The 24910-nt window shown below is 65.6% G+C and carries 36 protein-coding genes; 1 reads left to right on the top strand and 35 read right to left on the bottom strand.

Annotated features, from left to right (window positions below; genetic code table 11):
- The coding region (locus AX692_RS07730; protein ID WP_073977620.1) for a trimeric intracellular cation channel family protein at window positions 1-551 on the top strand (551 nt) is incomplete at its 5' end.
- Here AX692_RS07730 and AX692_RS07725 read toward each other — a convergent pair.
- The 35 genes from AX692_RS07725 to rpsL form a co-directional block, all read right to left on the bottom strand.
- Window positions 548-1429, bottom strand: a complete 882-nt coding sequence (locus AX692_RS07725) for a hypothetical protein (RefSeq protein WP_073977619.1) — start codon at window positions 1427-1429, stop codon at window positions 548-550. The genes AX692_RS07730 and AX692_RS07725 overlap by 4 nt on opposite strands.
- 204 nt (window positions 1430-1633) lie before the next feature.
- Window positions 1634-2173 carry a hypothetical protein gene (locus AX692_RS07720; protein WP_073973166.1) on the bottom strand — a complete coding sequence of 180 codons (540 nt, stop codon included), beginning with the start codon at window positions 2171-2173 and terminating at the stop codon, window positions 1634-1636.
- 186 nt (window positions 2174-2359) lie between these two features.
- Complete coding sequence (locus AX692_RS07715; protein ID WP_073973165.1) at window positions 2360-3742, bottom strand: serine hydrolase domain-containing protein; 1383 nt, start codon at window positions 3740-3742, stop codon at window positions 2360-2362.
- Between the two features lie 88 nt (window positions 3743-3830).
- On the bottom strand, window positions 3831-4250 hold the full coding sequence (rplQ, locus tag AX692_RS07710) for a 50S ribosomal protein L17 (RefSeq protein ID WP_073973164.1): 420 nt from the start codon (window positions 4248-4250) through the stop codon (window positions 3831-3833).
- A gap of 116 nt (window positions 4251-4366) precedes the next feature.
- On the bottom strand, window positions 4367-5422 hold the full coding sequence (locus AX692_RS07705; RefSeq protein WP_017666384.1) for a DNA-directed RNA polymerase subunit alpha: 1056 nt from the start codon (window positions 5420-5422) through the stop codon (window positions 4367-4369).
- 122 nt (window positions 5423-5544) lie between these two features.
- Entirely contained in the window at window positions 5545-5934 is a 390-nt protein-coding gene (gene rpsK, locus AX692_RS07700) for a 30S ribosomal protein S11 (RefSeq protein WP_017666383.1), read from the bottom strand.
- Window positions 5935-5994: 60 nt separating this feature from the next.
- A complete protein-coding gene (gene rpsM / locus AX692_RS07695) occupies window positions 5995-6363 on the bottom strand; it encodes a 30S ribosomal protein S13 (protein ID WP_017666382.1) in 369 nt (122 codons plus the stop codon).
- A 296-nt stretch (window positions 6364-6659) separates the two neighbouring features.
- Window positions 6660-7538, bottom strand: coding sequence for an SRPBCC family protein (locus AX692_RS20080; protein WP_196489954.1), 879 nt, complete (start codon window positions 7536-7538; stop codon window positions 6660-6662).
- Between the two features lie 86 nt (window positions 7539-7624).
- Window positions 7625-8272: an adenylate kinase gene (locus AX692_RS07685; protein WP_073975059.1), complete on the bottom strand. Its 648-nt coding sequence runs from the start codon at window positions 8270-8272 to the stop codon at window positions 7625-7627.
- A gap of 103 nt (window positions 8273-8375) precedes the next feature.
- Window positions 8376-9722, bottom strand: coding sequence for a preprotein translocase subunit SecY (secY, locus tag AX692_RS07680; protein WP_073975060.1), 1347 nt, complete (start codon window positions 9720-9722; stop codon window positions 8376-8378).
- A 141-nt stretch (window positions 9723-9863) separates the two neighbouring features.
- Window positions 9864-10388 carry a 50S ribosomal protein L15 gene (rplO, locus tag AX692_RS07675; protein ID WP_073975061.1) on the bottom strand — a complete coding sequence of 175 codons (525 nt, stop codon included), beginning with the start codon at window positions 10386-10388 and terminating at the stop codon, window positions 9864-9866.
- 169 nt (window positions 10389-10557) lie between these two features.
- A complete protein-coding gene (gene rpmD, locus AX692_RS07670; protein WP_066529830.1) occupies window positions 10558-10734 on the bottom strand; it encodes a 50S ribosomal protein L30 in 177 nt (58 codons plus the stop codon).
- 6 nt (window positions 10735-10740) lie between these two features.
- Complete coding sequence (rpsE, locus tag AX692_RS07665; protein WP_073975062.1) at window positions 10741-11451, bottom strand: 30S ribosomal protein S5; 711 nt, start codon at window positions 11449-11451, stop codon at window positions 10741-10743.
- A 2-nt stretch (window positions 11452-11453) separates the two neighbouring features.
- Window positions 11454-11798 (bottom strand): 50S ribosomal protein L18, encoded by a 345-nt coding sequence (gene rplR, locus AX692_RS07660; RefSeq protein WP_017665129.1) that lies wholly within the window; start codon window positions 11796-11798, stop codon window positions 11454-11456.
- 1 nt (window position 11799) lies between these two features.
- Window positions 11800-12333: a 50S ribosomal protein L6 gene (gene rplF, locus AX692_RS07655; protein ID WP_073975063.1), complete on the bottom strand. Its 534-nt coding sequence runs from the start codon at window positions 12331-12333 to the stop codon at window positions 11800-11802.
- Window positions 12333-12728, bottom strand: coding sequence for a 30S ribosomal protein S8 (gene rpsH, locus AX692_RS07650; RefSeq protein WP_073975064.1), 396 nt, complete (start codon window positions 12726-12728; stop codon window positions 12333-12335). Before rpsH ends, rplF begins: the two co-directional genes overlap by 1 nt.
- 10 nt (window positions 12729-12738) lie before the next feature.
- Window positions 12739-13044 carry a 30S ribosomal protein S14 gene (gene rpsN / locus AX692_RS07645; protein ID WP_073975065.1) on the bottom strand — a complete coding sequence of 102 codons (306 nt, stop codon included), beginning with the start codon at window positions 13042-13044 and terminating at the stop codon, window positions 12739-12741.
- Between the two features lie 42 nt (window positions 13045-13086).
- Complete coding sequence (gene rplE / locus AX692_RS07640) at window positions 13087-13668, bottom strand: 50S ribosomal protein L5 (protein ID WP_073975066.1); 582 nt, start codon at window positions 13666-13668, stop codon at window positions 13087-13089.
- Entirely contained in the window at window positions 13661-13981 is a 321-nt protein-coding gene (gene rplX / locus AX692_RS07635) for a 50S ribosomal protein L24 (RefSeq protein WP_073975067.1), read from the bottom strand. The genes rplE and rplX overlap by 8 nt, the downstream gene beginning before the upstream one ends.
- Window positions 13981-14349 (bottom strand): 50S ribosomal protein L14, encoded by a 369-nt coding sequence (gene rplN / locus AX692_RS07630; protein WP_066529816.1) that lies wholly within the window; start codon window positions 14347-14349, stop codon window positions 13981-13983. Before rplN ends, rplX begins: the two co-directional genes overlap by 1 nt.
- 76 nt (window positions 14350-14425) lie before the next feature.
- Complete coding sequence (gene rpsQ, locus AX692_RS07625; RefSeq protein WP_073975068.1) at window positions 14426-14716, bottom strand: 30S ribosomal protein S17; 291 nt, start codon at window positions 14714-14716, stop codon at window positions 14426-14428.
- 11 nt (window positions 14717-14727) lie between these two features.
- Entirely contained in the window at window positions 14728-14940 is a 213-nt protein-coding gene (rpmC, locus tag AX692_RS07620; protein WP_066529807.1) for a 50S ribosomal protein L29, read from the bottom strand.
- Entirely contained in the window at window positions 14940-15374 is a 435-nt protein-coding gene (rplP, locus tag AX692_RS07615) for a 50S ribosomal protein L16 (RefSeq protein WP_017665138.1), read from the bottom strand. Before rplP ends, rpmC begins: the two co-directional genes overlap by 1 nt.
- 11 nt (window positions 15375-15385) lie before the next feature.
- Complete coding sequence (gene rpsC / locus AX692_RS07610) at window positions 15386-16081, bottom strand: 30S ribosomal protein S3 (RefSeq protein ID WP_017665139.1); 696 nt, start codon at window positions 16079-16081, stop codon at window positions 15386-15388.
- A 1-nt stretch (window position 16082) separates the two neighbouring features.
- Window positions 16083-16460: a 50S ribosomal protein L22 gene (rplV, locus tag AX692_RS07605; protein ID WP_017665140.1), complete on the bottom strand. Its 378-nt coding sequence runs from the start codon at window positions 16458-16460 to the stop codon at window positions 16083-16085.
- Window positions 16460-16735: a 30S ribosomal protein S19 gene (gene rpsS / locus AX692_RS07600; RefSeq protein WP_068862137.1), complete on the bottom strand. Its 276-nt coding sequence runs from the start codon at window positions 16733-16735 to the stop codon at window positions 16460-16462. Before rpsS ends, rplV begins: the two co-directional genes overlap by 1 nt.
- 6 nt (window positions 16736-16741) lie before the next feature.
- Complete coding sequence (rplB, locus tag AX692_RS07595) at window positions 16742-17578, bottom strand: 50S ribosomal protein L2 (RefSeq protein WP_017665142.1); 837 nt, start codon at window positions 17576-17578, stop codon at window positions 16742-16744.
- Between the two features lie 23 nt (window positions 17579-17601).
- Window positions 17602-17910, bottom strand: coding sequence for a 50S ribosomal protein L23 (locus tag AX692_RS07590; RefSeq protein WP_073975069.1), 309 nt, complete (start codon window positions 17908-17910; stop codon window positions 17602-17604).
- The gene (gene rplD / locus AX692_RS07585) at window positions 17903-18526 is read right to left on the bottom strand and encodes a 50S ribosomal protein L4 (RefSeq protein ID WP_073975070.1); all 624 of its coding nucleotides are present in this window, start codon (window positions 18524-18526) and stop codon (window positions 17903-17905) included. The genes AX692_RS07590 and rplD overlap by 8 nt, the downstream gene beginning before the upstream one ends.
- A 3-nt stretch (window positions 18527-18529) precedes the next feature.
- Window positions 18530-19294: a 50S ribosomal protein L3 gene (gene rplC / locus AX692_RS07580; protein ID WP_073975071.1), complete on the bottom strand. Its 765-nt coding sequence runs from the start codon at window positions 19292-19294 to the stop codon at window positions 18530-18532.
- 280 nt (window positions 19295-19574) lie between these two features.
- Window positions 19575-19886, bottom strand: a complete 312-nt coding sequence (rpsJ, locus tag AX692_RS07575; protein WP_017665146.1) for a 30S ribosomal protein S10 — start codon at window positions 19884-19886, stop codon at window positions 19575-19577.
- A 331-nt stretch (window positions 19887-20217) separates the two neighbouring features.
- Window positions 20218-21408, bottom strand: coding sequence for an elongation factor Tu (gene tuf / locus AX692_RS07570; RefSeq protein WP_066529795.1), 1191 nt, complete (start codon window positions 21406-21408; stop codon window positions 20218-20220).
- A gap of 94 nt (window positions 21409-21502) precedes the next feature.
- Window positions 21503-23635 (bottom strand): elongation factor G, encoded by a 2133-nt coding sequence (gene fusA / locus AX692_RS07565; RefSeq protein ID WP_073975072.1) that lies wholly within the window; start codon window positions 23633-23635, stop codon window positions 21503-21505.
- Between the two features lie 111 nt (window positions 23636-23746).
- Window positions 23747-24217 (bottom strand): 30S ribosomal protein S7, encoded by a 471-nt coding sequence (gene rpsG, locus AX692_RS07560; RefSeq protein WP_069310558.1) that lies wholly within the window; start codon window positions 24215-24217, stop codon window positions 23747-23749.
- A gap of 141 nt (window positions 24218-24358) precedes the next feature.
- A complete protein-coding gene (rpsL, locus tag AX692_RS07555) occupies window positions 24359-24730 on the bottom strand; it encodes a 30S ribosomal protein S12 (RefSeq protein ID WP_006831873.1) in 372 nt (123 codons plus the stop codon).
- Window positions 24731-24910: the final 180 nt, after the last annotated feature.

Genomic DNA, 24910 nt, shown 5'->3' with positions numbered 1-24910 from the left:
GGCAGACCTTCGTCACCATGGCCTTCTTCGCGCTGGTGACGGGCGTGGGCGGCGGCACGGTGCGCGATCTGCTGATCCGCGCGCCGGTGTTCTGGATCGACGATCCTTGGGTCGCCGCCGTCTGCCTCGGCACGGCGCTGATCGCGTGGTTCACGCCGGTGCGCTGGTGGGAGGGCAAGGGCTTCGCCTATGCCGACGGTGCGGGGCTCGCTGCCTATGCCGTGCTCGGCAGCGCGAAGGCGCTCGCCTACGGAATCCCGCCGGTTCCCGCCGCGCTGATGGGCGTGATCACCGGCTGCGTCGGGGGGATCATCCGCGACGTGGTCGCAGGCCGCCCCTCGATCATCATGAGCCCCGAACTCTACGTCACCCCCGCCGCATTGACCTCGGCGCTGAGCGTTGCGGGGATGCTGGCGATGGCCCCGCTCGGCCTTCCGGGCGAGTTCGCCTGGGGCTTCGCCTTTGCCTGCGGATTCGCGCTAAGGAGCGCGGCAATCCGCTGGGAATGGGGCCTTCCGAGCTATGGCGGCGAGCGCGGCGGCGGGGACTAGCCGCCGGTCGCCTCTTCCAGCGTCTCGGGGATGACCTCGCCGGGGATCGGCCCGCCGGGATAGGCCGGAAGCGCGCCAGCGGCTGCTGCGGGCGCTGCGGCAGGCGCGCCGGTCGGGGCCACCGCCAGGCCGCCGCGCACCTCGGTCTCCTGCACCGCCATGTCGGGGCGCACCGTCCCCCCAAGGCCAGCGCGCGCGGCGGCGTAGGCCCGGGCGTCCCACTGCCCCGCGGCGGGCTGTTCGGCCGCGGTCTGGGGCTCGCCCCAGCCGCCCGCGCCGAAAGCGCCGTCATAGTCGATCCGGTCGATCCGCCCGTCATTGCCGATCCGGCAGCGGAACGGCGCACCGTTGAAGATGGCGCCCGTCACCTCCCAGCCGCTCGCAGTGCGCTGGACATTATCGACGCTGTCGACCCGGACGTCGCGCTCGATCCGGTCGAGACACATGTCGACCGCGCTGTCGAGGCCCGAGGAGCCCGACCGGCGCACATCGCGGCGGTCCCGGTCGGGATCGCTGTCACGGTAGCGCAGGTCGCGCTCGATCACCACGACCTCGCGCTCGCGTTCGCGACGGCGCTGGGAATCGGCGATGGCGAGCGCCCCGCCGATGATCGCGGCGCCGATCAGCACGTCGCCCGCATCGATCCGGTTGCGGCGCCAGCCACCGCGCCAGCCCCGGCGGCCCCAGCCCCGACCCCAGCCGCAATAGCGGCGGCAGCCCCACTGCGCCGTCTCGGCAGCGGGGTCGAAAGCCGAGGGGGCGAAATAGGTCGATACCGCGCTACCGGGTGCGAGCGGCGCGGCCGCGGCGGGGGCGGTAAGAAGGGTGGTGCCAGCCAGTGCTGCGGCGAGCAGCCCCGCGCGCAATGTCAGAGCCATGATGCGCTCTCCTCCTGTTCATGGGCCCGGCGCCCACCAACGCCCGGATGATCCGCAGGACTAGCCGTGGCGAGCTTGCGCTGGGCTGAACCGCGCGGAGGCGCACAAGTGCCGCCCCGCGCGCCGGGTGGACGGCGGCGGGGCGGGGAGGATGCGCGCGGCGAAAAGGCAGGAACACCGCGCGCGAGGGGATCAGGTTGACGGTCAGCGCAGGCGCCGGATGCCGTCGAAGTCGATGAAGGGCGCGCCCCTTCCGTCGACCCGGCAGGTGAAGCTACCACGGTCATTCCGGCCCCAGCCGCCGCCGACATCGATCCGGCCGCGGACACGGAAGCCGTCGCGGGTGCGGTCGATGTCGCGCACGTCGATCACGTCGGCATAGCGGTAGCCGCCGAAGCGCCGCGCCTGGTTCTCGGCAGCGCGCACGCAGCGGTCGACCGCCGCACGCGGGCCGCCCGCGAAGCCGTAGCCGCCGCGATAGTCGTAGCGGTCGCCGCGATATCCGTCGCGGTAGTCGTAGCGGTCACGGCCGCGGTCGCCGTCGAAGGCACCCGCAAGCGCGGCAATCCCGCCGATCACCACCGCGCCGGCGATGATCTCGCCCGCGCTGATGCCATCGCGGTCGCGGTGGTCGCGCGCCATGGCGGGGGTGACGGAGGCTGCGGTCAGGGCGGTGGCAGCCACCGCGCCGAGAGCGAGCCGGGCCATGGTGCCGGAGGCCAGCCGGTTGGTCTTGGTGGTCATCGGAGCATTCCTCGTCTGGCACCGCGCGCGTGATTGCGGGGTGTCGAGGAGCGTTTTGCGCGATTCGGCGTGAGGCTTGCCTGAATTGGCGTGACAGGTGTTGTTAATTTAAAAAGCGTTTTAGATGAACGATTGGTCGCAATGTGACACGCGCACACAGGCGGCGACCGCATGTATCAGGTGAACTTACTCCGCCGGAAGCGCCGCCAGCACATCGCGGGTGAAGGAGGCGATATCGAACCCGCTCCCCACCGGATCCTCCCCGCGCCGCACGATCACGACCTTGCGCGAGGGGACGATCACCACATATTGCCCGCGGTTGCCGATGGCGGCGAAGGTGTCGGACGGCACGCCTTCCTCCTTGTTGAGGAGCCAGAACCCCGCCCCGTAGCCGAAGGTGCCCGTCGGCGGCTGCGGGCCTGAGGGGGTGGTGACATACTTCACCCAGCCCTCGGGCAGGATGCGGGTGCCATCGGGCAGCTTGCCGTCGTCGAGGTAGAGCTGTCCGAACTTCGCGAGGTCATGCGCTGTGGTCCAGACCTGGCTGGAGAGGATGTAGCCGCCCTGCGCGTCGGTTTCGGCCACGGTGTGCTCCATCCCCAGCCTGGCGAAGAAGTCGGCCGGGGGATGGGCCTCGAACGTCGCCCTGATGGCGGCGATGGCGGCGAGCGTGTCGTTGTTGGCGTAGCGATAAGTGGCACCAGGCCGATCGATCAGCGGCCAGTCGAGCGCGACCTCGTCCACCGTTCCCCCACCCCAGTAAAGCGGATCGGTGCGGTTGCCCGGGGTGTCGGAATAGCGCCCTGAGGCCATGCGCAGCAGGTGATCGATGGTGATGGAGCGGCGCGGGTCGGTCTTGTCCACACCCAGCCCGGCCGAGGCCTGGACGTCCGCCTCCCCGCGATAGACCGCCGCGCCCACCAGCGTTGCCGCGATGCTCTTGGCGACCGACCAGGTCCGCTGCGGCACGTCCGTGTCGAATTCAGAATGGTAGAGTGAGAGGCCGTTGCCAGGGCTCGAAACAACGACCGCCGTGGTGCGCGAACCCTCGCCATAGCGGCTCTCGAAAGCGCCGAACATCGCCGCAATCAGCGCAGGTGACGCCTCCGAGCGGCTTTGGATCGAAAGCACGCTGCCCGGCTCGCCCGCAGCGGCTGCGGGCTCGACCGCCGCACCTTCGGGTAGCTCGAGGACGGTTCCGATCGGGGCGAGGCGGCACCCCTCCCCGCCGGAATGGCTGGCGACCCGCGGCGGCAGTGCCCCAGACCACTCGACTGCGACGCTCAGCAGGCCGCCATCCTCGCCGCGGACAATCCGGTGATCGAGCTCGCGCACGATGGCATCGAGCGGCGACTGGATGCCGGTGAGCTCCCAGCGCGCCACGCTCTCCGGAGAGCGCGTCGTGCCGTTCGCCTCGGCATTGGCAATCGCGCTGCACAGCATCAAAGCCTTGTAACCCGCCGCAAGCGCGCGGTCGTAGCGCGCATCGAGCGCTTCCTGCTGGTTCTGGGCAGTGGTAGGAACGGCGGCGAGAAACAGCGCTGTGGCTGCAAGGGCGGTGCGGATCATGGCGCGCAGCCTATCGGCAGCGGCGCAAAAGGAAAGGGCCGGAAGCGCTTTCGCCCCGGCCCTTGCCTTGTCTCGTGGAAGCCGCGGCTTACGCGTCTTCGTATTCGTCTTCCGATGCGACCGGGCCCGAATCTTGACCGCGGGCGCTCTCGTCACGGTCGACGAGCTCGATGATCGCCATCTGCACCGCATCGCCCGGGCGCACGCCGGCGCGCAGGACGCGGGTGTAGCCGCCTTCACGGTCAGCGTAACGCTCGGCGAGCACTTCGAAGAGCTTCTTGAGCTGCGCCTCGTCACCCAGACGGCTCATCGCGAGACGACGGTTCGACAGGCCGCCACGCTTGGCGAGCGTGATCAGCTTTTCGATATAGGGGCGCAGTTCCTTGGCCTTGGGCAGCGTGGTCTTGATCTGCTCGTGCTTGATCAGCGCGGCGGCCATGTTGCGGAACAGGGCGTTGCGGTGACCCGTGCGGCGGCCCAGCTTGCGGCCCGAAATACCATGACGCATAATCTTTACTCCGTTCGAAAAGGGCCCGTGTCAGGTAGCCCAGTGCTGGTGGCCGTCAGGGCTGCCACCTTCGCCCATATGGTGAGCCCCCGCTGTCGCAGGGGCTCCCGAAATGCTTACCCGAGAAGTTCCTGTTCCAACTTCTTGGCCATCTCTTCGATGTTCTCGGGCGGCCAGCCGGGGATGTCCATGCCCAGACGCAGGCCCATGCTCGAGAGCACTTCCTTGATCTCATTGAGCGACTTGCGGCCGAAGTTCGGCGTGCGCAGCATCTCGGCTTCGGTCTTCTGGACCAGATCGCCGATGTAGATGATGTTGTCGTTCTTGAGGCAGTTGGCCGAACGCACCGACAGTTCCAGCTCGTCGACCTTCTTGAGGAGGTAGCGGTTGAGCTGGTTGGCGTCGCTCTCTTCGGGCTGAACCGCGTGACCGATCATCTGGCCGACCGGCTGCGGGATGCCGTCCTCGAAGTGGACGAACAGCGTCAGCTGGTCCTGGAGGATGCGCGCGGCATAGGCCACGGCGTCTTCCGGGGTAACGGTGCCATCGGTCTCGACGGTCAGCGAGAGCTTGTCGTAATCGAGCTCCTGCCCGACGCGGGCGTTCTCGACCTTGTAGCTGACCTGACGCACGGGCGAGTAGAGCGAGTCGACCGGGATCAGGCCGATCGGCGCATCGGCCGGACGGTTCTGCACGGCCGGGCTGTAGCCCTTGCCCGTGTCGGCGGTGAGCTCCATGTTGAGCGTCGCGCCTTCATCGAGCTGGCAGATCACGAGGTCCTTGTTCATCACCTCGATGTCGCCGGTGACGGCGATGTCACCCGCCTTGACCGCGCCCGGGCCGGTGGCCGAAAGCTGCAGCCGCTTGGGGCCCTCGCCTTCCATCTTGAGCGCGATCTGCTTGACGTTGAGGACGATGTCGGTGACGTCCTCACGCACGCCCGCGAGGCTCGAGAATTCGTGCAGCACGTTCTCGATCTTGATCGAGGTGATCGCGGCGCCCTGCAGGCTCGAGAGCAGCACCCGGCGCAGCGCGTTGCCGAGCGTCAGGCCGAAGCCCCGCTCGAGCGGTTCGGCCACGAAGGTCGCCTTGCGCTGACGATCGCCGCCGTCCTTGATTTCCAGGGAGTTGGGTTTCTTGAGTTCCTGCCAGTTCTTGGTGTTGACGGACATGGATATCCCCTAATTCGCCTTGTGGGCGGTTCAAACTTGGGCGGGCCGGATGCGCATGAGCGACGCGGCATCAGACCCGATCGGGTGGCGGCGACACGCGTTGCCGCCGCCATCCCGGCGGATCAGACGCGGCGACGCTTGGACGGACGGACCCCGTTGTGCGGGATCGGGGTGACGTCGCGGATCGAGGTAATGTTGAAACCGACAGCCGCAAGCCCGCGCAGCGCGCTTTCGCGGCCCGAGCCCGGGCCCTTCACTTCGACCTCGAGCGTGCGCACGCCGTGTTCGGCGGCCTTCTTGCCGGCATCGTCGGCGGCAACCTGCGCGGCGTAGGGCGTCGACTTGCGGCTCCCCTTGAAGCCCATCATCCCGGCGGACGACCACGAGATGGCATTGCCCTGCGCGTCGGTGATGGTGATCATGGTGTTGTTGAAACTGGCGTTGATATGCGCAACGCCGCTGGTGATGTTCTTCTTGTCACGGCGCCGGATACGGCCTGGTTCGCGTGCCATTGTCTATATTCCTCTAGCTCGTAAGAAGGAAAAAGCGGGAAAGCCCTGAGGCCCGCCAGCTTACTTCTTCTTGCCCGCGATGGGCTTGGCCTTGCCCTTGCGGGTGCGGGCGTTGGTGTGGGTGCGCTGGCCGCGGACGGGCAGGCCCGAGCGGTGACGCAGGCCGCGATAAGCACGCAGGTCCATCAGGCGCTTGATGTTCATCGCGGTCTGGCGACGCAGGTCGCCTTCCACGGTGAAGTCGGCATCGATGGTTTCGCGGATGCGCAGAATCTCTTCATCCGAGAGATCCTGCACGCGCGCAGTGTGCGCAATGCCCAGCTTGTCGGCGATCTGGACGGCGGTCGTGCGACCGATCCCGTGAATATAGGTCAGCGCGATGATCACGCGCTTGTTGGTGGGGATATTGACCCCGGCAATACGAGCCACTTATTTCTCCATGCTCCACAGGGGCTTGCGGCCTTGAGGGGCCACCCCTATCTCAACGCTCATTCACCTTCATGTCCGCCTGCCGGAGGATCGCGCCACGGGGGCAGGATCACAAACGGCAAAAAGTCCGGTCGGCACGCGCAAGGGCGATGCCTGCCGAACTTGCTTCGAACATGTCGAATGAGGGGCGCGCATAGGCTGATTCGCGCGGGGCGTCAACCGCCTGGCTTGGAAACCGTACAATGCGCCAAACGCCCTAGCGCATCAACCAGATAGCGAGCGGCCCTGCCCCGCGTTCACCGCCCCGGCTTGTCGTCGAGATCGCTGAAGGCATCCTCGACAGTGGCAGGCTTGGGGGTGGGTTTGGGCGCGGGGCTTGGCGCTGCGGCCGGGGCTGCGGGCTTGGCGGTCCCTGCTGCAGGCGCAGTGGCAGGCTTGGGCGCGGCCGCCGAGGGCGCCGCAGGCTTGGGCGCGACGGCGCTCGCAGCGGGCTTCTTGGGTGCGGCCGATGCTGCGGGCGCAGCAGGCTTGCTGGCCGCAGGCGCGGGAGCACCGGCTGGCGCAGGAGCCGGTGCCTCGGCAGGGGCCGGAGCTGGCGCGGGCGGCGGCGGCGGGAGGGCCACCACGCCGAGCGGCTTGGCGAGCGCGGCAAGTTGCGTCGCCAGCACCCCGTCGACCGCCTTGGCAATCACCGGAACCTCGTATCGCATCGACCCGCCGACGTTGTACTCCCACACGATCCGCGTGCCCTTCTCGTGCTTGCTCAGCGCGATCGTCAGCACGCCGGTCACCGGTTCGCTCTGGAGCGGGCCGAGGCTGCCGACCATCCGCAGCGCGGCCTCGGGATAGGCCTGGACCACGCGCATGTGCTCGACGCTGCCCTCGAGCGAGAAACGCCCCGGCTCGTCGACCTCGGGAATGGTCTCACAGAAACACCCGCCCGCCTGCGGGGTCAGGGCGAGATTGGCGGAATCGCCCGACCAGGTATGCGCCTTGTCCCACCAGTCGGCCGGGCTGATGAGCGCGAGCCACACCTCCTTAGGGGTGGCGCTCACCACCACCTCGTTGCGCGAGACGAAGCCGACCTCGGTGGTGCGCGTCACCTCGGCGCCGGCCGGGGCGCCTGCGAGCGCGGCCAGCGCACCGAGCGTGAGCACCGTGACCCGAAACTTCATGGCAAGACCCTCCCCTCGCGAAACCATGCCGGCAAGGCTGCGGCAAAAGCGCGCGGGGCACAAGCCCCCGCCCAGCCCGGCCCCGTTCAGTGTCCGAGGATCGCGTCGATCTGCCCTGCGACCGTGTCGATCGCCGCCATGCCATCGACCCGTGCTACTATCCCGCGTGCTTCGTAGCCCGGCAGGATCGGCGCGGTCTTGGCGCGGTATTCGGCCATGCGGGTGCGCACGGTTTCCTCGTTGTCATCCGGGCGGCGCTTGAATTCGGTGCTGCCGCAGGTGTCGCACACGCCGTCCACCTTCGGGGGGTTGGCGGTGTCGTGATAGAGCGTGCCGCAATTGCCGCAGGAGAAGCGCCCGGTGATGCGTTCGACCAGCGCGTCCTCGTCCACCTCGAGCTCGATCACATGGTCGAGCGCGCGGCCGTTCTTCGCGAGGATCGCGTCGAGCGCATCGGCCTGAGCGGCGGTGCGGGGATAGCCGTCGAAGATCGCGCCGGTTTCGGGGCCCATCGCGGCCAGCTCGGCGTCGATAAGATCGGAAACGATCGCGTCCGAGACCAGCTCGCCGCGCTCCATGACTTCCTTTGCGCGCATGCCCACCGGCGTACCGGCCTTGACCGCGGCGCGCAGCATGTCGCCGGTGGAGAGCTGGCGCATGCCATGCCGCTCGACCAGCCCCGCGCTCTGCGTTCCCTTGCCGGCGCCGGGAGGGCCAAGAAGAATGATGTTCACGAACCGTCCCCCATTGTCGCCGCGGATCAGCGCCGCGCGCGTTTGTTCAGACTTACGGGTTCAACCAAGCATGCGGGCGCGTCAAGCCGACTATCGTCGGATATCAGCGCATCCGTCCCTTGAGTTTGGCCTTCTTGATGAGGTCGCCATATTGCAGCGCGAGCAGGTGCGACTGGATCTGGCTGATGGTGTCCACCGTGACGTTGACCACGATCAGCAGGCTGGTGCCGCCGAGGAACAGCGGAATCCCGGTCTGCGCGATCACCGCTTCAGGCAGGACGCACACCACCGTAAGGTAGATCGAGCCGATCACGGTGATGCGGGTCAGGACATATTCGAGATAGTCCGCGGTGCGCTTGCCCGGGCGGATGCCGGGGATCGAGCCGCCGTTCTTCTTGAGGTTGTCCGCGGTCTCTTCCGGGTTGAACACGACCGCGGTGTAGAAGAAGCAGAAGAAGATGATGCCCAGCGCATAGAGCGTCATGTAGAGCGGCTGGCCGTGCTGGAGATACTGGTTCATCGTCTGCAGCACGTCATAGGTCGTCGTGCCGGGCTCGATCGAGCCGCCGACGAGCTGCGTGATCGTCAGCGGCAGCAGCAGCAGCGAGCTCGCGAAGATCGGCGGGATCACGCCCGCGGTGTTGATCTTGAGCGGCAGGTAGGACCGTTCGGCCTGCATCATCCCGCGCTCGGTCGCGCGCTTGGGATACTGGATGGTGAGACGGCGCTGGGCCCGCTCCATGAAGGCGATGCCGAGGATCAGGAACACCACCATGGCAACGAAGCCGATGATCACGATTTCCGAGATCGCACCGGTCCGGCCGCCCTCGAACAGGCTGCCGATGAACTGCGGGAAGGCCGCGACGATGCCCGCCATGATGATCAGCGACACGCCGTTGCCGATGCCGCGGCTGGTGATCTGCTCGCCGAGCCACAGCAGGAACATTGTCCCGCCGGTGACGTTGATGATCGTCGAGACGTAGAACAGCGGGCCGGTGTCGACCGCGAAGCCCTGCGCCACCGCGTTCGCCGCCACCGCATAGCCCTGGATGATGCACAGCAGCACCGCGCCGTAGCGGGTATACTGGTTCAATTTCTGCCGCCCGCTCGCCCCTTCCTTCTTCAGCGCGGCGAGCGCCGGGTGCAGCGCCGAGGCCATCTGCACCACGATCGAGGCGGTGATGTAGGGCATGATGCCGACCGCGATCAGGCTCATGCGTTCGAGCGCGCCGCCCGAGAAGGCGTTGAACAGGTCGAGGATCGTGCCCGAGGCGCGGCTGTTGAACTCGGCGAGCTTGACTGGATCGATCCCCGGCAGCGGCACGAAGCTCAGGAAGCGGAAGACGATCAGCGCGCCGATGGTGAACCAGATGCGCTGCTTGAGCTCGGTCGCCTTGGCGAAATTGCCGAGGTTGAGGTTGCTCGCGATATTGTCGGCGCGTGATGCCATGGGGTCGGGTCGATCCTAGCTCTTGATCCGGGGGCGCCGTGGCGGTGTCTTGCCCTGGGGAAAGAGCCGCCGGAGCGCGCGAGAGCGTAAATAGGGAGCGCGGGGGCTCTTGTCGAACCCCCGCGCGCCACCTTTTGTCGATTACTTGGCCTTGGCGGCCTTGTTGGCGTCGCGCCGGGCGAGCTTCTTCTCGTGCTCGGGGGTCGGCTCGGGCGCCACTTCGACGCTGCCGCCGGCCTTTTCGACCGCGGCGATCGCACCCTTGGTCGCGCCGGTGACCGCGAAGGTCGCCTTGGCGGTGATCTCACCCTTGCCGAGCAGACGCACGCCATCCTTGCCGCCGCGCACCAAACCGGCCGCGCGCAGCGCTTCCTCGGTGATGGGGGCCGAGGCGTCGAGCTTGCCCGCGTCGATGAACTTCTGGATCATGCCGATGTTCACTTCGGCGTAGTCCTTGGCGAAGGGGTTGTTGAAGCCGCGCTTCGGCAGGCGCATGTGGAGCGGCATCTGGCCGCCCTCGAAGCCCTTGATGGCCACGCCCGAACGGGCCTTCTGGCCCTTCTGGCCGCGTGCCGAGGTCTTGCCCTTGCCCGAGCCGATACCACGGCCGACACGGACGCGGCCCTTGCGGGCACCGGCGTTGTCGCGGATGTCATTCAGTTTCATGTGTGCACTCGCTTTCGCTTTTGTCGCGCTATGATCCTTCTCTCCCCTCGCGGGAGAGATACGGAGACTTGCGAGCTTGCTCGCTAGTCGGAGTTGAGAGGGGCAGGTGCGAGCGTGCGCTCGCATCCCCTCTCCCAACCCTCTCCCGCAAGGGGAGAGGGCTAGAAGGTCAGTCCACCACCTGCACCAGATGCGGGATCTTGGCGATCGCGCCGCGCACCTCGGGGGTGTCCTGACGCTCGACAATCTTGTGCATCTTGTTCAGCCCCAGACCGATGAGGATCTGGCGCTGGCTGGCGGGACGACGGATCGGCGAGCCGATCTGCTTGATCTTGATGGTAGCCATCTGACGTTACTCCACGATCGCGGCAGCTTCGGCTTCCGCCTCGACTGCGCTGGCCCCGCCGCGACCCAGGAGGTCGGCAACCTTCTTGCCGCGACGCTGTGCGACCGACTTCGGCGAAGTCTGGTCGGCGAGCGCGTCAAAGGTGGCGCGGATCATGTTGTAGGGGTTCGAGGTGCCGACCGACTTGGTCACCACGTCGGCAACGCCGAGGCTCTCGAACACGGCGCGCATCGGACCGCCGGCGATGATGCCGGTGCCCGGAGGCGCCGTGCGAAGGGTGACCTTGCCCGCGCCGAAACGGCCATTGCCGTCATGGTGCAGGGTGCGACCTTCCTTGAGCGGCACGCGGATCATCTTCTTGCGCGCCGAAGCGGTCGCCTTGGTGATCGCCTCGGGCACTTCGCGGGCCTTGCCGTGGCCGAAGCCGACGCGGCCCTGACCGTCGCCGACCACGACCAGCGCCGCAAAGCCGAAGCGCTTGCCGCCCTTCACGGTCTTGGAGACGCGGTTGATGTGCACCAGCTTCTCGATGATGCCGTCATCTTCTTCCTGCTTGGGCCCGCGACGGTCGTCACGACCGCCCCGCCCGCGACCACGGCCTTCGCCGCCCTCGCGGTTGCCGCCACGGCCACGCCCGCGACGACCCTGCGCTTCACCGGCGTCGCCGCCGATGTCGCCGGCCACGTCCGGGGTTTCGATGGTGTTTTCGTCAGCCATGATCAGAACTCCAGCCCGCCTTCACGGGCGGCATCGGCCAGCGCCTTGACGCGGCCATGGAACAGGAACCCGCCGCGATCGAACACGACAGTGGTCACGCCCGCCTTCTTGGCGGCCTCGGCGATCGCCTTGCCGACTTCGGCAGCGGCGTCGACATTGGCGCCGCTCGCCTTGGCACCGAGCGTCGATGCGGCAGCGACGGTCTTGCCGGCCGCATCGTCGATGATCTGGGCGTAGATGTGACGGCCGGTGCGGTGCACCGACAGACGGGGCTTGCCACCGGCACGCGCACGAAGCGCAGTGCGAACCCGGCGACGGCGACGTTCGAAAAGGGAAAGCTTTGCCATCTTATCTCTTCTTCCCTTCCTTGCGGAAGATAAACTCGCCGCGATAGGCGATCCCCTTGCCCTTGTAGGGCTCGGGCTTGCGCCAGCGGCGGATTTCGGCGGCAAACTGGCCGACGGCCTGCTTGTCGGTGCCGGAAATCTCGATCGTGGTCTGGTCCGGGGTCTTGACTTCAAGACCGGCGGGCACCGGCAGGTCGACGTCGTGGCTGTAGCCGAGCTGCAGCTTCAGGGTCGAACCCTGAGCGTTGGCGCGGTAGCCGACGCCCTTGATGACGAGCACCTTGGTGAAGCCGGCGCTGACGCCTTCCACCAGGTTCGACACCAGCGTGCGCTGCATGCCCCAGAACGCGCGGGCCTGCTTGCTGTCGTTGGCCGGCTTGACCGAGATCGCGCCTTCCTCGAGCGAGTAGGTGATGAGGTCGGACAGCCCCATGGTGAGGGTGCCCTTGGGGCCCTTCACGCTGAGCGTGCCGTTTTCGATGCTGGCGGTCACCCCGCCAGGGATCGCGACCGGCTTCTTACCGATGCGGCTCATCAGAACACCTCCGCCAGGACTTCGCCGCCGACGTTGTGGCTGCGCGCTTCGGCATCCGAGAGCACGCCGCGCGGCGTCGAGACGATGGTGATGCCCAGGCCATTGCGGATCGTCGGCAGTTCCTTGGAACCCGAATAGACGCGGCGGCCCGGCTTCGAGACGCGAGCCACGTGCTTGATCGCGGGCTCGCCTTCGAAATACTTCAGTTCGATCCGCAGCGCCTTGTGCTTGCCCGACGTGTCTTCGCTGTAGCCACGGATGTAGCCTTCACGCTGAAGCACTTCGAGCACGCTCGCACGCAGGTTGCTCGCCGGGGTCAGGACGGAGTCCTTCTTGGCGCGCTGGCCGTTGCGGATGCGGGTGAGCATGTCACCCAGAGGATCGGTCATTGCCATTGTCTAGTCCTCACCAGCTCGACTTGGTCAAACCCGGGATCATGCCCCGGTTGCCAAGTTGACGCAGTTCGATGCGGTTGATGCCGAACTTGCGGTAATAGCCGCGCGGGCGGCCGGTGGTGGCGCAACGGTTGCGCACCCGGGTCGGGTTCGCGTTGCGCGGAAGCTCAGCCATCTTGAGCCGGGCCATCAGGCGCTCGGTCTCGTCGAGGCTTTCATCGTTGGCAATCGCCTTCAGCTTCTCGTACTTCGCAGCGTACTGCTTCACGAGCTTCTTGCGACGCTCATTCTTGTTGATGGAACTCAGTTTCGCCATGGACTTAAGCTCTCTGCTTTCGTGTCACTAACGGGAGGCGGCTTACGCCGCTTCCTTCTGTTCGGTCTTGGCTTCGCCTGCGAAGGGGAAGCCGAAAAGACGCAGCAGCTCGCGCGCCTCTTCGTCGGTCTTGGCGGTGGTGGTGACGATGATGTCCATCCCACGCACCTTCTCGATCTTGTCGTAGCTGATTTCGGGGAACACGATCTGTTCCTTCAGCCCCATCGCGTAGTTGCCGCGGCCGTCGAACGACTTGGCGTTCAGCCCGCGGAAGTCGCGGATGCGCGGCATGGCGACGGTGACGAGACGGTCGAGAAATTCGTACATCCGCTCGCGGCGCAGGGTCACCTTGCAGCCGATCGGCATGCCTTCACGCAGCTTGAACTGCGCGATCGACTTCTTGGCGATGGTGATGACCGGCTTCTGGCCGGCGATCAGCGCCATTTCCTCGGCGGCGGTCTGAACCTTCTTCTTGTCCTGGCTCGCCTCGCCCACGCCCATGTTGAGCGTGATCTTCTCGAGCTTGGGCACTTCCATGCGGTTCTTGTAGCCGAACTTCTCGATCATGGCCTTGACGATTTCATTATCGTACTTGGCCTTCATCCGGGCGGTGTAATCAGCCATCGATGGTCTCCCCACTCTTGACCGCAACGCGCACCTTCTTGCCGTCCTTCACTTCGAAACGGACGCGGGTGGCCTTGCCGGTCTTGGGATCAGCGAGCGCAACCTTCGAGATGGCCATCGGCGCGGCGAAGCGGTCGATGCCACCCTGGGGGTTGGACTGGCTGGGCTTGCGGTGACGGGCGACGATGTTGACGCCTTCGACAACGACCTTGCCGTCCTTCGGGAGAACCTGGGCGACCGTACCGGTGCGGCCCTTGTCCTTGCCCGACAGCACGACGACGCTGTCACCCTTCTTGATCTTCGCGGCAGCCATCACAACACCTCCGGCGCGAGCGAGATGATCTTCATGAAGCCCTTCGAGCGCAGTTCGCGCACCACGGGGCCGAAGATACGGGTGCCGATCGGCTCCTCGTTCTTGTTCACGAGCACCGCGGCGTTGGTGTCGAAGCGGATGACGGTACCATCCGGACGACGCACGTCCTTGCGGGTGCGCACGATTACCGCGCGGTGAACGTCGCCCTTCTTGACCTTGGTGCGCGGCTGCGCCTCCTTGATGGAGACGACGATCACATCGCCGACGCCCGCGGTACGACGCTTCGAGCCACCCAGCACCTTGATGCACTGGACGCGCTTGGCGCCGCTGTTGTCCGCGACGTCGAGATTGGATTGCATCTGGATCATTGATCCGTCTTCCTTCTCACTGGCTTATCAGGACACCCGATCCGACCGGGGCCTGACAGTTCCGATTACGCCTAATTCAGTTGCCCGCAGCCGCGACGTCGAGGTCAGCTTCCACCGCCTGCACGCCGCCCGCCACGACCCGGTCCTTGACGATCCAGGTCTTGGTCTTGGACATGGGGCGGGTCTCTTCGATCCGCACCACGTCACCCACGGTGTATTCGTTCGTCTCGTCGTGCGCGTGATACTTCTTCGAGCGACGGATGATCTTCCCGTAGAGCGGGTGCTTCACCTTGCGTTCGACCAGCACGGTCACGGTCTTGTCGGTCTTGTCGGAGGTCACAGTCCCGACGAGGATGCGCTTGGGCATGTGCTTTCTCCTTACGCCTTGGCGGCGGCGGCTTTCGCCGCGCGCTCGCTTTGCAGCGTCTTGATCTGCGCGATGGTCCGGCGCACCTGACGGATGCGCGAGGGAGCCTCGAGCTGGTTGGTCGCAGCCTGGAACCGCAGATTGTACTGCTCGCGCTTGAGCTCGGTGAGCTCGGCGGTCAGCTGGTCATCGGTCTTGGTGCGAAGGTCCGCGATATCGGCCATTATTCGCCTCCCAGGTGGCTGGTGTCGCCGAGACGGGCGACAACCTTGGTCTTGATCGGCAGCTTCATCGCTGCACGCTCGAAGGCTTCGGCGGCCAGCGGGCCGGCAACGCCGTCGAGCTCGAACAGGATGCGGCCCGGCTTCACCTTGGCCGCCCAGTACTCGACCGAACCCTTGCCCTTACCCTGACGGACTTCGGCAGGCTTCTTCGACACGGGCACATCGGGGAACACGCGGATCCAGAGACGACCCTGACGCTTGATGTGACGGGTGATCGCACGACGCGCGGCTTCGATCTGGCGGGCGGTGACCCGCTCGGGCTCAAGTGCCTTCAGGCCATAGGACCCGAAGTTCAGGGTGGTGCCGCCCTTGGCATCGCCCTTGATCCGGCCCTTGAACTGCTTGCGGAACTTGGTCTTTTTCGGTTGCAACATGGTCTGTTACCTCAACGAGCCGGGCGGACGCCGGAAGTCTGGGCTTCCATCATCAGGCGGTCCTGCGCGGTCGGATCATGGGCAAGGATCTCGCCCTTGAAGATCCACACCTTGATCCCGATGATCCCGTAGGCGGTGAGCGCCTCGGTCTCGGCGTAATCGATGTTCGCACGCAGGGTGTGAAGCGGCACGCGGCCTTCGCGATACCATTCGACGCGGGCGATTTCCGCCCCGCCGAGACGGCCGCCGCACACGATCTTGATGCCTTCGGCACCCAGACGGAGAGCCGACTGCACCGCGCGCTTCATCGCCCGGCGGAACGCCACGCGGCGCACCAGCTGGTCGGCGATGCCCTGCGCGACGAGCTTCGCGTCGATTTCCGGCTTGCGGATCTCGACGATGTTCAGCTTCACGTCGCTCGCGGTCATGGTCGCCAGCTTCGAGCGCAGCTTCTCGATGTCCGCGCCCTTCTTGCCGATGATGACACCAGGACGGGCCGCATAGATCGACACGCGGCACAGCTTGGCCGGACGCTCGATCACCACCTTCGAAACCGCCGCCTGGGGCAGGTTCTTCATGATGTACTTGCGGATCGCGATGTCTTCCTTGAGCAAGCCCGCATAGTCACGCCCTTCGGCGTACCAGCGGCTGTCCCAGGTGCGGTTGATCTGCAGGCGCAGACCGATCGGATTGCTCTTCTGACCCATCTCAGGCCTCCTCTGCTTCGCGAACGACGATCCGCAGACGCGAGAACGGCTTGAGGATCCGGGTCGACTTTCCGCGGCCACGGGTGTGGAAGCGCTTCATCGTCACCGACTTGCCCACGCTCGCTTCAGCGACGACCAGCGCGTCGACATCGAGGTTGTGGTTGTTTTCGGCATTGGCGATCGCCGAGGCGAGCACCTTGCTCGCATCGCGCGCCATCGCCCGCTTCGAAAAGGCGAGGATGTTCATCGCCTCTTCGGCCTTCTTGCCACGGATCAGGGCCGCGACGAGGTTGAGCTTCTGCGCCGAACCACGGATCGTGGTGCCGACGGCCAGCGCCTCGTTATCGCCCACGCGGCGGGGTGCCTTTGCCTTGCCCATTAGCGCTTGCCCTTCTTGTCGGCAGCGTGACCGGGGAAGGTGCGCGTGGGCGCAAATTCACCGAGCTTGTGGCCGACCATTTCTTCCGAAACCGAAACGGGAATGAACTTGTGCCCGTTGTAGACGTTGAAGGTGAGCCCGACGAACTGCGGCAGGATCGTCGAACGCCGCGACCAGGTCTTGATCGGCTTGGCGTTCGTGGTCTCCTGCGCTTCTTCTGCCTTCTTCAGCAGGCTCAGCTCGACAAACGGACCTTTCCAGACGGAACGTGCCATCGTCTCTTACCTCTTCTTCTTCGCGTGACGCGAACGGATGATCATCTTGTCCGTCTGCTTGTTGTGGCGCGTGCGGGCACCCTTGGTCGGCTTGCCCCACGGGGTCACCGGGTGGCGACCGCCCGAGGTCCGGCCTTCACCACCACCGTGCGGGTGGTCGACCGGGTTCTTCGCAACGCCGCGGGTCAGCGGACGCTTGCCCATCCAGCGGCCGCGGCCGGCCTTGGCAAAGTTCTGGTTGGCGTTGTCGGGGTTCGACACCGCACCCACCGTGCCCATGCAATCGGCGCGCAGGTAACGCTGCTCGCCCGAGTTGAGGCGGACGATCACGAAAGCGCGGTCACGGCCGACGACCTGCACATAGGTGCCGGCCGAACGGGCGATCTGGCCGCCCTTGCCCGGCTTCATCTCGACGTTGTGGCAGATCGTGCCAACCGGCATCTGGCCCAGCAGCATCGCGTTGCCGGGCTTGGTGTCGACCTTCTCGCCGGCCACGACCTGGTCACCGACAGCCAGACGCTGCGGCGCGAGGATGTAGGCCTGCTCGCCGTCTTCGTACTTCACCAGTGCGATGAAGGCGGTGCGGTTCGGGTCATATTCCAGACGCTCGACGGTGGCCGGCATGTCCCACTTGCGACGCTTGAAGTCGATGAAGCGGTACTTCTGCTTGTGGCCCCCGGCGATCCCGCGCGAGGTGACGTGGCCCTTGTTGTTGCGGCCACCGGTCTTGCGCTTGCCTTCGGTCAGCGCCTTGACCGGCTTGCCCTTGTAGAGCGCCGACTTGTCGACCAGAATCAGACCGCGGCGGGCAGGACTGGTCGGCTTGTAGTTCTTGAGTGCCATTGTTCGTTTCCTGTCCCTTGGCCTCAGATACCGCTGGTGATGTCGATCATTTCACCCTCGGCGAGGGTGACGATCGCCTTCTTCACGTCGGAGCGCTGATAGGCCTTGCCCTTCCAGCGCTTGGTCTTGCCCTTCTGGATCAGGGTGTTCACGGCGACGACCTTCTTGTCGTAGATCGCCTCGATCGCTTCCTTGATCTGCGGCTTGGTCGCGTTGCCGGCGACCTTGAAGACCACGGCGTTCGCTTCCGACGCGAGGGTCGACTTTTCGGTGATGTGCGGCGCGATGATCACATCGTAGTGACGCGCGTCGACAGTCTGCTTCTTAGCCATTGAAGCGCGCCTCCAGCTTTTCGACAGCGGCCTTGGTCAGCACCAGCGTGTCGTGGTTGAGGATGTCGTAGACATTGGCACCGATGGCGGGGAGCACATTGATGCCCGGCAGGTTGCCGGCGGCCTTCTTGAAGCCCGCATCGACCTCTTCGCCGTCGATCACCAGCACCTTGCCGGTCAGACCGGCCTTGGTGAGGTGGCCCTTCAGCGCCTTGGTCTTGGCGTCGGCCAGCTCGAGGCTGTCGACCACGACGAGGCCGCTCTTGGCCTTGGTCGAGAGCGCCATCTTGAGACCGAGCGCACGGACCTTCTTGTTGAGCGACTGCTCGAAGTCACGCTTGCGCGCGCCGTGCGCCTTGCCGCCGCCGATGAAGATCGGAGCCGCGCGGTCGCCGTGACGGGCGGTGCCGCCACCCTTCTGCTTGCCGAACTTCTTGCCGGTGCGGGCCACGTCCGAACGCTCGCGCGTCGGGCGGGCGGTGCCGCGGCGGTTTTCGAGCTGCCAGGTCACCACGCGGTGCAGGATGTCGGCACGCGGCTCGATGCCGAACACGTCATCCGACAGTTCGATGTCGCCCGAGGCCTTGCCCTCGATGTTCTGAACCTTGATCTTCATGGCTCAGCCTTCCTTGTTTTCTTCGGTGGCCGCGGCGTCGATCTCGACGGCTTCCACTGCGACGGGGGTCTCGTCGGCCACGGGGGCCTTCTTCTCGAGGATCGCGCCCGGGAACGGCAGATCGGCCGGAGCCTTGAGCTTCACCGCATCGCGGACGAGCAGCCAGCCGTTCTTCGCGCCCGGGACCGAGCCCTTGACGAAGAGGAGACCGCGCTCGGCGTCGGTGCGGACGATTTCGAGGTTCTGCTGGGTGCGCTGACGGTCGCCCATGTGGCCGGCCATCTTCTTGCCCTTGAACACGCGGCCCGGATCCTGGCGGTTACCGGTCGAACCATGGGCACGGTGCGAGATCGAGACGCCGTGGGTGGCGCGCATACCGCCGAAGCCCCAGCGCTTCATGGCACCGGCAAAGCCCTTGCCCTGCGTGTGGCCGGTGATGTCGACCATCTGGCCGGCCACGAAGTGCTCGGCGCTGATGGTGGCGCCGACCGGGACCAGCGCATCGGCGCTGTCGACGCGGAATTCGGCGACCTGCTTCTTGAGGCCGACATCGGCCTTGGCGAATTGTTCACGCTGCGGCTTGGCAACGTTCTTGTGCTTGGCTTCGCCCGCGCCGAGCTGGACGGCGTAGTAGCCATCGCGGTCTTCGGTGCGGTGCGAGACCACCTGGCATTCTTCCAGCGACAGAACGGTCACGGGCACGTGCCGTCCATCCTCCTGGAAGAGGCGGGTCATCCCGACTTTCTTTGCGATAACGCCGGTGCGCATCGTCAGTTCACTCCTCAACAGAGGCACCCTGCAGACCATCCGCAAGGTGCGTGTGAGACCGCAGACGCGAATGCACCTGCGGCCCCGTTCAGCCCATGAATGTCATGCATCGCCCCGTCCGGGCTGAGTGCCTCCGCTGGCCGGGTGGCCGCTGGAAGCGAGACGGGGGACGCAGCCCGGAGATGTTCTCCGGCGGTATCCACCCTATCGTCAGGCGGAGCCATCTGGGCTCCAACGATAGAGGCCCCCTGCCGAAGCGGGGGGCATTTCGGCCGGCCTCTTAGGCCAGCTTGATCTCGACGTTCACGCCGGCAGCCAGATCGAGCTTCATCAGCGCGTCCACGGTCTGGGCGTTGGGCTGCACGATGTCGAGCAGCCGCTTGTAGGTGCGCACCTCGAACTGCTCGCGCGACTTCTTGTCGACGTGCGGGCCGCGGTTCACGGTGAACTTCTCGATACGCGTCGGCAGGGGAATGGGGCCGCGAATAAGTGCGCCGGTGCGGCGTGCCGTATCTGCGATCTCGCCAGTCGCCTGGTCGAGAACGCGGTGGTCGAACGCCTTGAGGCGAATACGGATATTCTGAGCTTCCATGTCCTACTACCGATGCGAAAGAGCCAAGGAGCAACCGGCAGCACCGGCATTTCCCAAAAACAAAGACCGCCCCGCTTGCTTCGGTTTCCCGTGAGCGGGCGGCCTTCCTCAAAACTCGTGCCTTCAGGAGACGAATCTCCGTCGGGGATGCGCGCCTATACGGGCCGAGTTGGATTCTGGCAAGGGCTCTCGGACCGAAAATTACATGACCGTGAAACGACTGCAATTTCGGGCCCGAAAGGCGCCCTGCCCTACACAAAAAGAGGCCCGGCAGCTCGTATGAGCGCCGGGCCTCGTTTCGTTCAGTTTCGCTCCCTAGCGGAGCAACACCTTACTTGGTGATCTTGGCGACGACGCCCGAACCCACGGTGCGGCCACCTTCGCGGATCGCGAAGCGCAGACCTTCGTCCATGGCGATCGGCGCGATCAGCTTGACGCCGATGGTCACGTTGTCGCCCGGCATCACCATTTCGGTGCCTTCGGGAAGGATCACTTCGCCGGTCACGTCGGTGGTGCGGAAGTAGAACTGCGGGCGGTAGTTGGCGAAGAACGGCGTGTGACGGCCACCTTCGTCCTTCGACAGCACGTAGACCTCGGCCGAGAACTCGGTGTGCGGGGTCACGGTGCCCGGCTTGGCGAGAACCTGGCCGCGCTCGACTTCTTCACGGGCGACGCCGCGGATCAGGGCACCGACGTTGTCGCCGGCTTCACCGCGATCGAGCAGCTTGCGGAACATTTCCACGCCGGTGACGGTGGTCTTGCGGGTGTCCTTGATGCCGACGATTTCGACTTCGTCGCCGACGTTCACGATGCCGGTTTCGATACGGCCGGTCACCACGGTGCCGCGGCCCGAGATCGAGAACACGTCTTCGATCGGCATCAGGAAGCTCTTGTCGACCGGACGATCGGGCTGCGGGATGTACTGGTCGACGGCTTCGATCAGGGCGATGACCGAGTCCTTGCCGATGTTGTCATCGCGGCCTTCAAGCGCGGCCAGAGCCGAACCCTTGACGATCGGAATGTTGTCACCGTCGAAGTCGTACGAGCTCAGCAGCTCGCGCACTTCGAGTTCGACGAGCTCGAGGATTTCCTCGTCGTCGACCTGGTCGACCTTGTTCATGTACACGACCAGCGCCGGCACGCCGACCTGACGGGCGAGCAGGATGTGCTCGCGGGTCTGGGGCATCGGGCCGTCGGCGGCGTTCACGACCAGGATCGCGCCGTCCATCTGGGCGGCACCGGTGATCATGTTCTTCACGTAGTCGGCGTGGCCCGGGCAGTCGACGTGCGCGTAGTGACGGGCAGCCGATTCGTACTCGACGTGCGCGGTCGAGATGGTGATGCCGCGCTCGCGCTCTTCCGGGGCCTTGTCGATGTTGGCGAAGTCCACGGCGCTGCCGCCGTAGGTTTCAGCCATCACCTTGGTGATCGCCGCGGTCAGCGTGGTCTTGCCATGGTCGACGTGACCGATGGTGCCGATGTTGCAGTGCGGCTTATTCCGCTGGAACTTTTCCTTGGCCATTTCTCTGGTGTACCTTCTTGGATGTGATGATGTGTTCGCGGGAGAAAGGCAGCGCCCGCAGAATCAGGCGCCGCCCCTAGACTGCCGAGGCAGCTTAGGCAAGTTTCTCCTTGACCTCGGCTGCGACGTTGGCCGGAACCTCGTCATAGTGCGAGAACTGCATGGTGTACTGCGCACGCCCCTGGGTGAACGAACGCAGCTCGTTGACGTAGCCGAACATGTTGGCGAGCGGCACGAAGGCTTCGACGGCCTGGGCATTGCCGCGCGTGTCGGTGCCCTGGATCTGGCCGCGGCGGCTGTTGAGGTCGCCGATGACGTCGCCGAGGTAGTCATCGGGGGTGACGACTTCAACCTTCATGATCGGTTCGAGCAGCTTGATGCCCGACTTCTGCGCCACTTCGCGCATGGCACCGCGCGCGGCGATTTCGAACGCGATCGCGCTCGAGTCGACGTCGTGGTAGGCACCATCGGTCAGCTTGATCGAGAAGTCGATGATCGGGAAGCCCACGAGATGGCCGCTCTCGGCCTGCTCGCGGAAGCCCTTTTCGATCGCCGGGATGTATTCGCGCGGAATGTTCCCGCCCTTGATCTGGTCCTCGAAGATCACGCCCTGGCCGCGCTCACCCGGGGTGACCGTGACCTTCACGCGGCCGAACTGGCCAGAGCCGCCCGACTGCTTCTTGTGGGTGTAATCGACTTCGACCTCGCGGGCGAGGTATTCGCGGTAGGCCACCTGCGGCGCGCCGACGTTGGCTTCGACCTTGAACTCGCGGCGCATGCGGTCGACGATGATGTCGAGGTGGAGTTCGCCCATACCCTTGATGATCGTCTGACCGCTTTCGTGGTCGGTCGACACGCGGAACGAGGGGTCTTCCTGCGCCAGGCGGTTGAGCGCGATGCCCATCTTTTCCTGGTCGGCCTTGGTCTTGGGTTCCACCGAGAGCTCGATCACGGGCTCGGGGAATTCCATGCGCTCGAGGATGATCGGCTTGGACGCATCGCACAGGGTGTCCCCGGTGGTCGTGTCCTTCATGCCGGCCAGCGCAACAATGTCGCCCGCGAAGGCCTCATCGATGTCCTCGCGGTTGTTCGAGTGCATCAGCAGCATGCGGCCGATCTTTTCCTTCTTGTCCTTCACCGAGTTCAGGACCTGGCCCTTGGTGAGCTTGCCCGAATAGATGCGGGTGAAGGTCAGCGAGCCGACAAAGGGATCGTTCATGATCTTGAACGCGAGCGCGGCGAAGGGCGCCTCGTCGCTCGAGGGACGCTCGTCTTCCTGGTCGCTGTCGGGCAGCACGCCCTTGATCGGCGGAATGTCGAGCGGCGAGGGCATGTAGTCGACCACGGCATCGAGCAGGGGCTGGACGCCCTTGTTCTTGAACGCCGAGCCGCAGGTCACCGGCACGAAGGCGCGCGCGATGGTGCCCTGACGGATCAGCTTCTTGATCGTCGGAACATCGGGCTCGTTGCCTTCAAGGTAGCTCTCCATGATCTCGTCGTCCTGCTCGACGACGAGTTCGATCAGGCGCTCGCGGTACTCGGCCGCCTTGTCGGCGAGGTCAGCGGGAATTTCGATGAACTCGTACTTCGCGCCGAGGCTTTCGTCCTTCCAGACGATGCCGCGGTTGTTGACGAGGTCGACCACGCCCTGAAGCTGGCTCTCGGCCCCGATCGGGAGATAGAGCACCAGCGGCTTGGCGCCGAGGCGGTCGATGATCGACTGCACGCAATAATAGAAGTCGGCACCGGTGCGATCCAATTTATTGATGAAGCACATTCTGGGGACGCCGTACTTGTCGGCCTGGCGCCACACGGTTTCCGACTGCGGCTCAACGCCGGCCACGCCGTCGAACACGGCCACCGCGCCGTCCAACACGCGCAGCGAGCGTTCGACTTCGATGGTGAAATCAACGTGGCCGGGGGTGTCGATGATGTTGATGCGGTGCTTGGGCTGGCCCTCGCGCAGCGCGTCCGGATCGCTCATCGGGTCCATCGAGCTGTCCTCGGCGGTCCAGAAGGTCGTGGTCGCGGCCGAGGTGATCGTGATCCCGCGCTCCTGCTCCTGCTCCATCCAGTCCATCGTCGCGGCACCATCGTGCACTTCGCCGATCTTGTAGGACTTGCCGGTGTAGTAGAGGATACGCTCGGTCGTGGTGGTCTTGCCGGCATCGATGTGCGCCATGATGCCGATATTGCGATAGCGCTCCAGCGGATACTCGCGGGCCATATCAGGTTCCTTGACTGTGAGGGGGCCGCCGGGGTGCGGTCAGGGCCCCATATAGGGAAGATTGTGACAGCCGGAAGACCTGATCCTCCGGCTGCCCACAATCCGCGAGTTTTACCAGCGGTAGTGCGAGAAGGCGCGGTTCGCGTCCGCCATGCGGTGCGTGTCCTCGCGCTTCTTCACCGCGTTGCCGCGGTTGTTGGCCGCATCGAGCAGCTCGCCCGACAGCCGCGCGGCCATCGTGGTTTCCGGACGACCGCGCGCAGCCGTGATCAGCCAGCGGATCGCGAGCGCCTGGGCACGCTCGGGACGCACTTCCACCGGCACCTGATACGTGGCACCACCGACGCGGCGGCTGCGCACTTCGACCTGCGGCTTCACGTTGTTGAGCGCATCGTGGAACAGCTGGATGGGATCGGCCTTGGCCTTGGCTTCGACCGTGGCGAGCGCGCCATAGACGATCTTTTCGGCAACAGCCTTCTTACCGTCGAGCATGAGGTTGTTCATGAACTTCGACAGGATCTGATCCCCGTACTGGGGATCGGGCAGGATGACCCGCTTTTCGGGACGACGACGACGTGACATCTTTGTAATTCCTTCGGAATGCGCCCCGGCATCCGCCGGGGCTTGCGGCTCCGGCCCGCTCCCCCTCCCGGCCACCCAGATGCTGCCCCGTAGGGCGTCCGGGAGGGGGAGCGGTCCGCAGCCGGGACCTAGCCTAAACCCTTACTTGGGCCGCTTGGCGCCGTACTTCGAGCGCGACTGCTTGCGGTCCTTCACGCCCTGCGTGTCGAGCACGCCGCGAAGGACGTGATAGCGCACGCCCGGAAGGTCGCGCACACGCCCGCCGCGGATCAGCACCACCGAGTGCTCCTGCAGGTTGTGGCCCTCGCCCGGGATGTAGGAGATGACCTCGCGCTGGTTGGTCAGGCGCACCTTGGCCACCTTGCGCAGCGCCGAGTTCGGCTTCTTCGGGGTCGTCGTGTAGACGCGGGTGCAGACACCGCGCTTCTGCGGGTTCTGCTCCATCGCAGGGACCTTGCTCTTGGCCTTCTGCGGAACGCGGCCCTTGCGGACCAGCTGGTTGATCGTCGGCATTAAGTTCTCACTTCACCAGGTTGATGGTGAGCACGGGTGCCGGACGATATGGGGAGAGAGATGCCTGCCTCGGCCGTCATCCCGGGCTTGACCCGGGACCGCTCACCGCCAGCGCATCGCCAGCGGGAATGCACCAGCGGAACGCTGGCAGACAACCAAGCCGAAACGCTCCACCCACAC

Source organism: Erythrobacter donghaensis (genome assembly GCF_001557325.1).
Taxonomy (GTDB): domain Bacteria; phylum Pseudomonadota; class Alphaproteobacteria; order Sphingomonadales; family Sphingomonadaceae; genus Erythrobacter; species Erythrobacter donghaensis_B.
The sequence above is the reverse complement of the archived record's forward strand: the minus strand, read 5'-3'. Positions and strand labels throughout refer to the sequence as shown.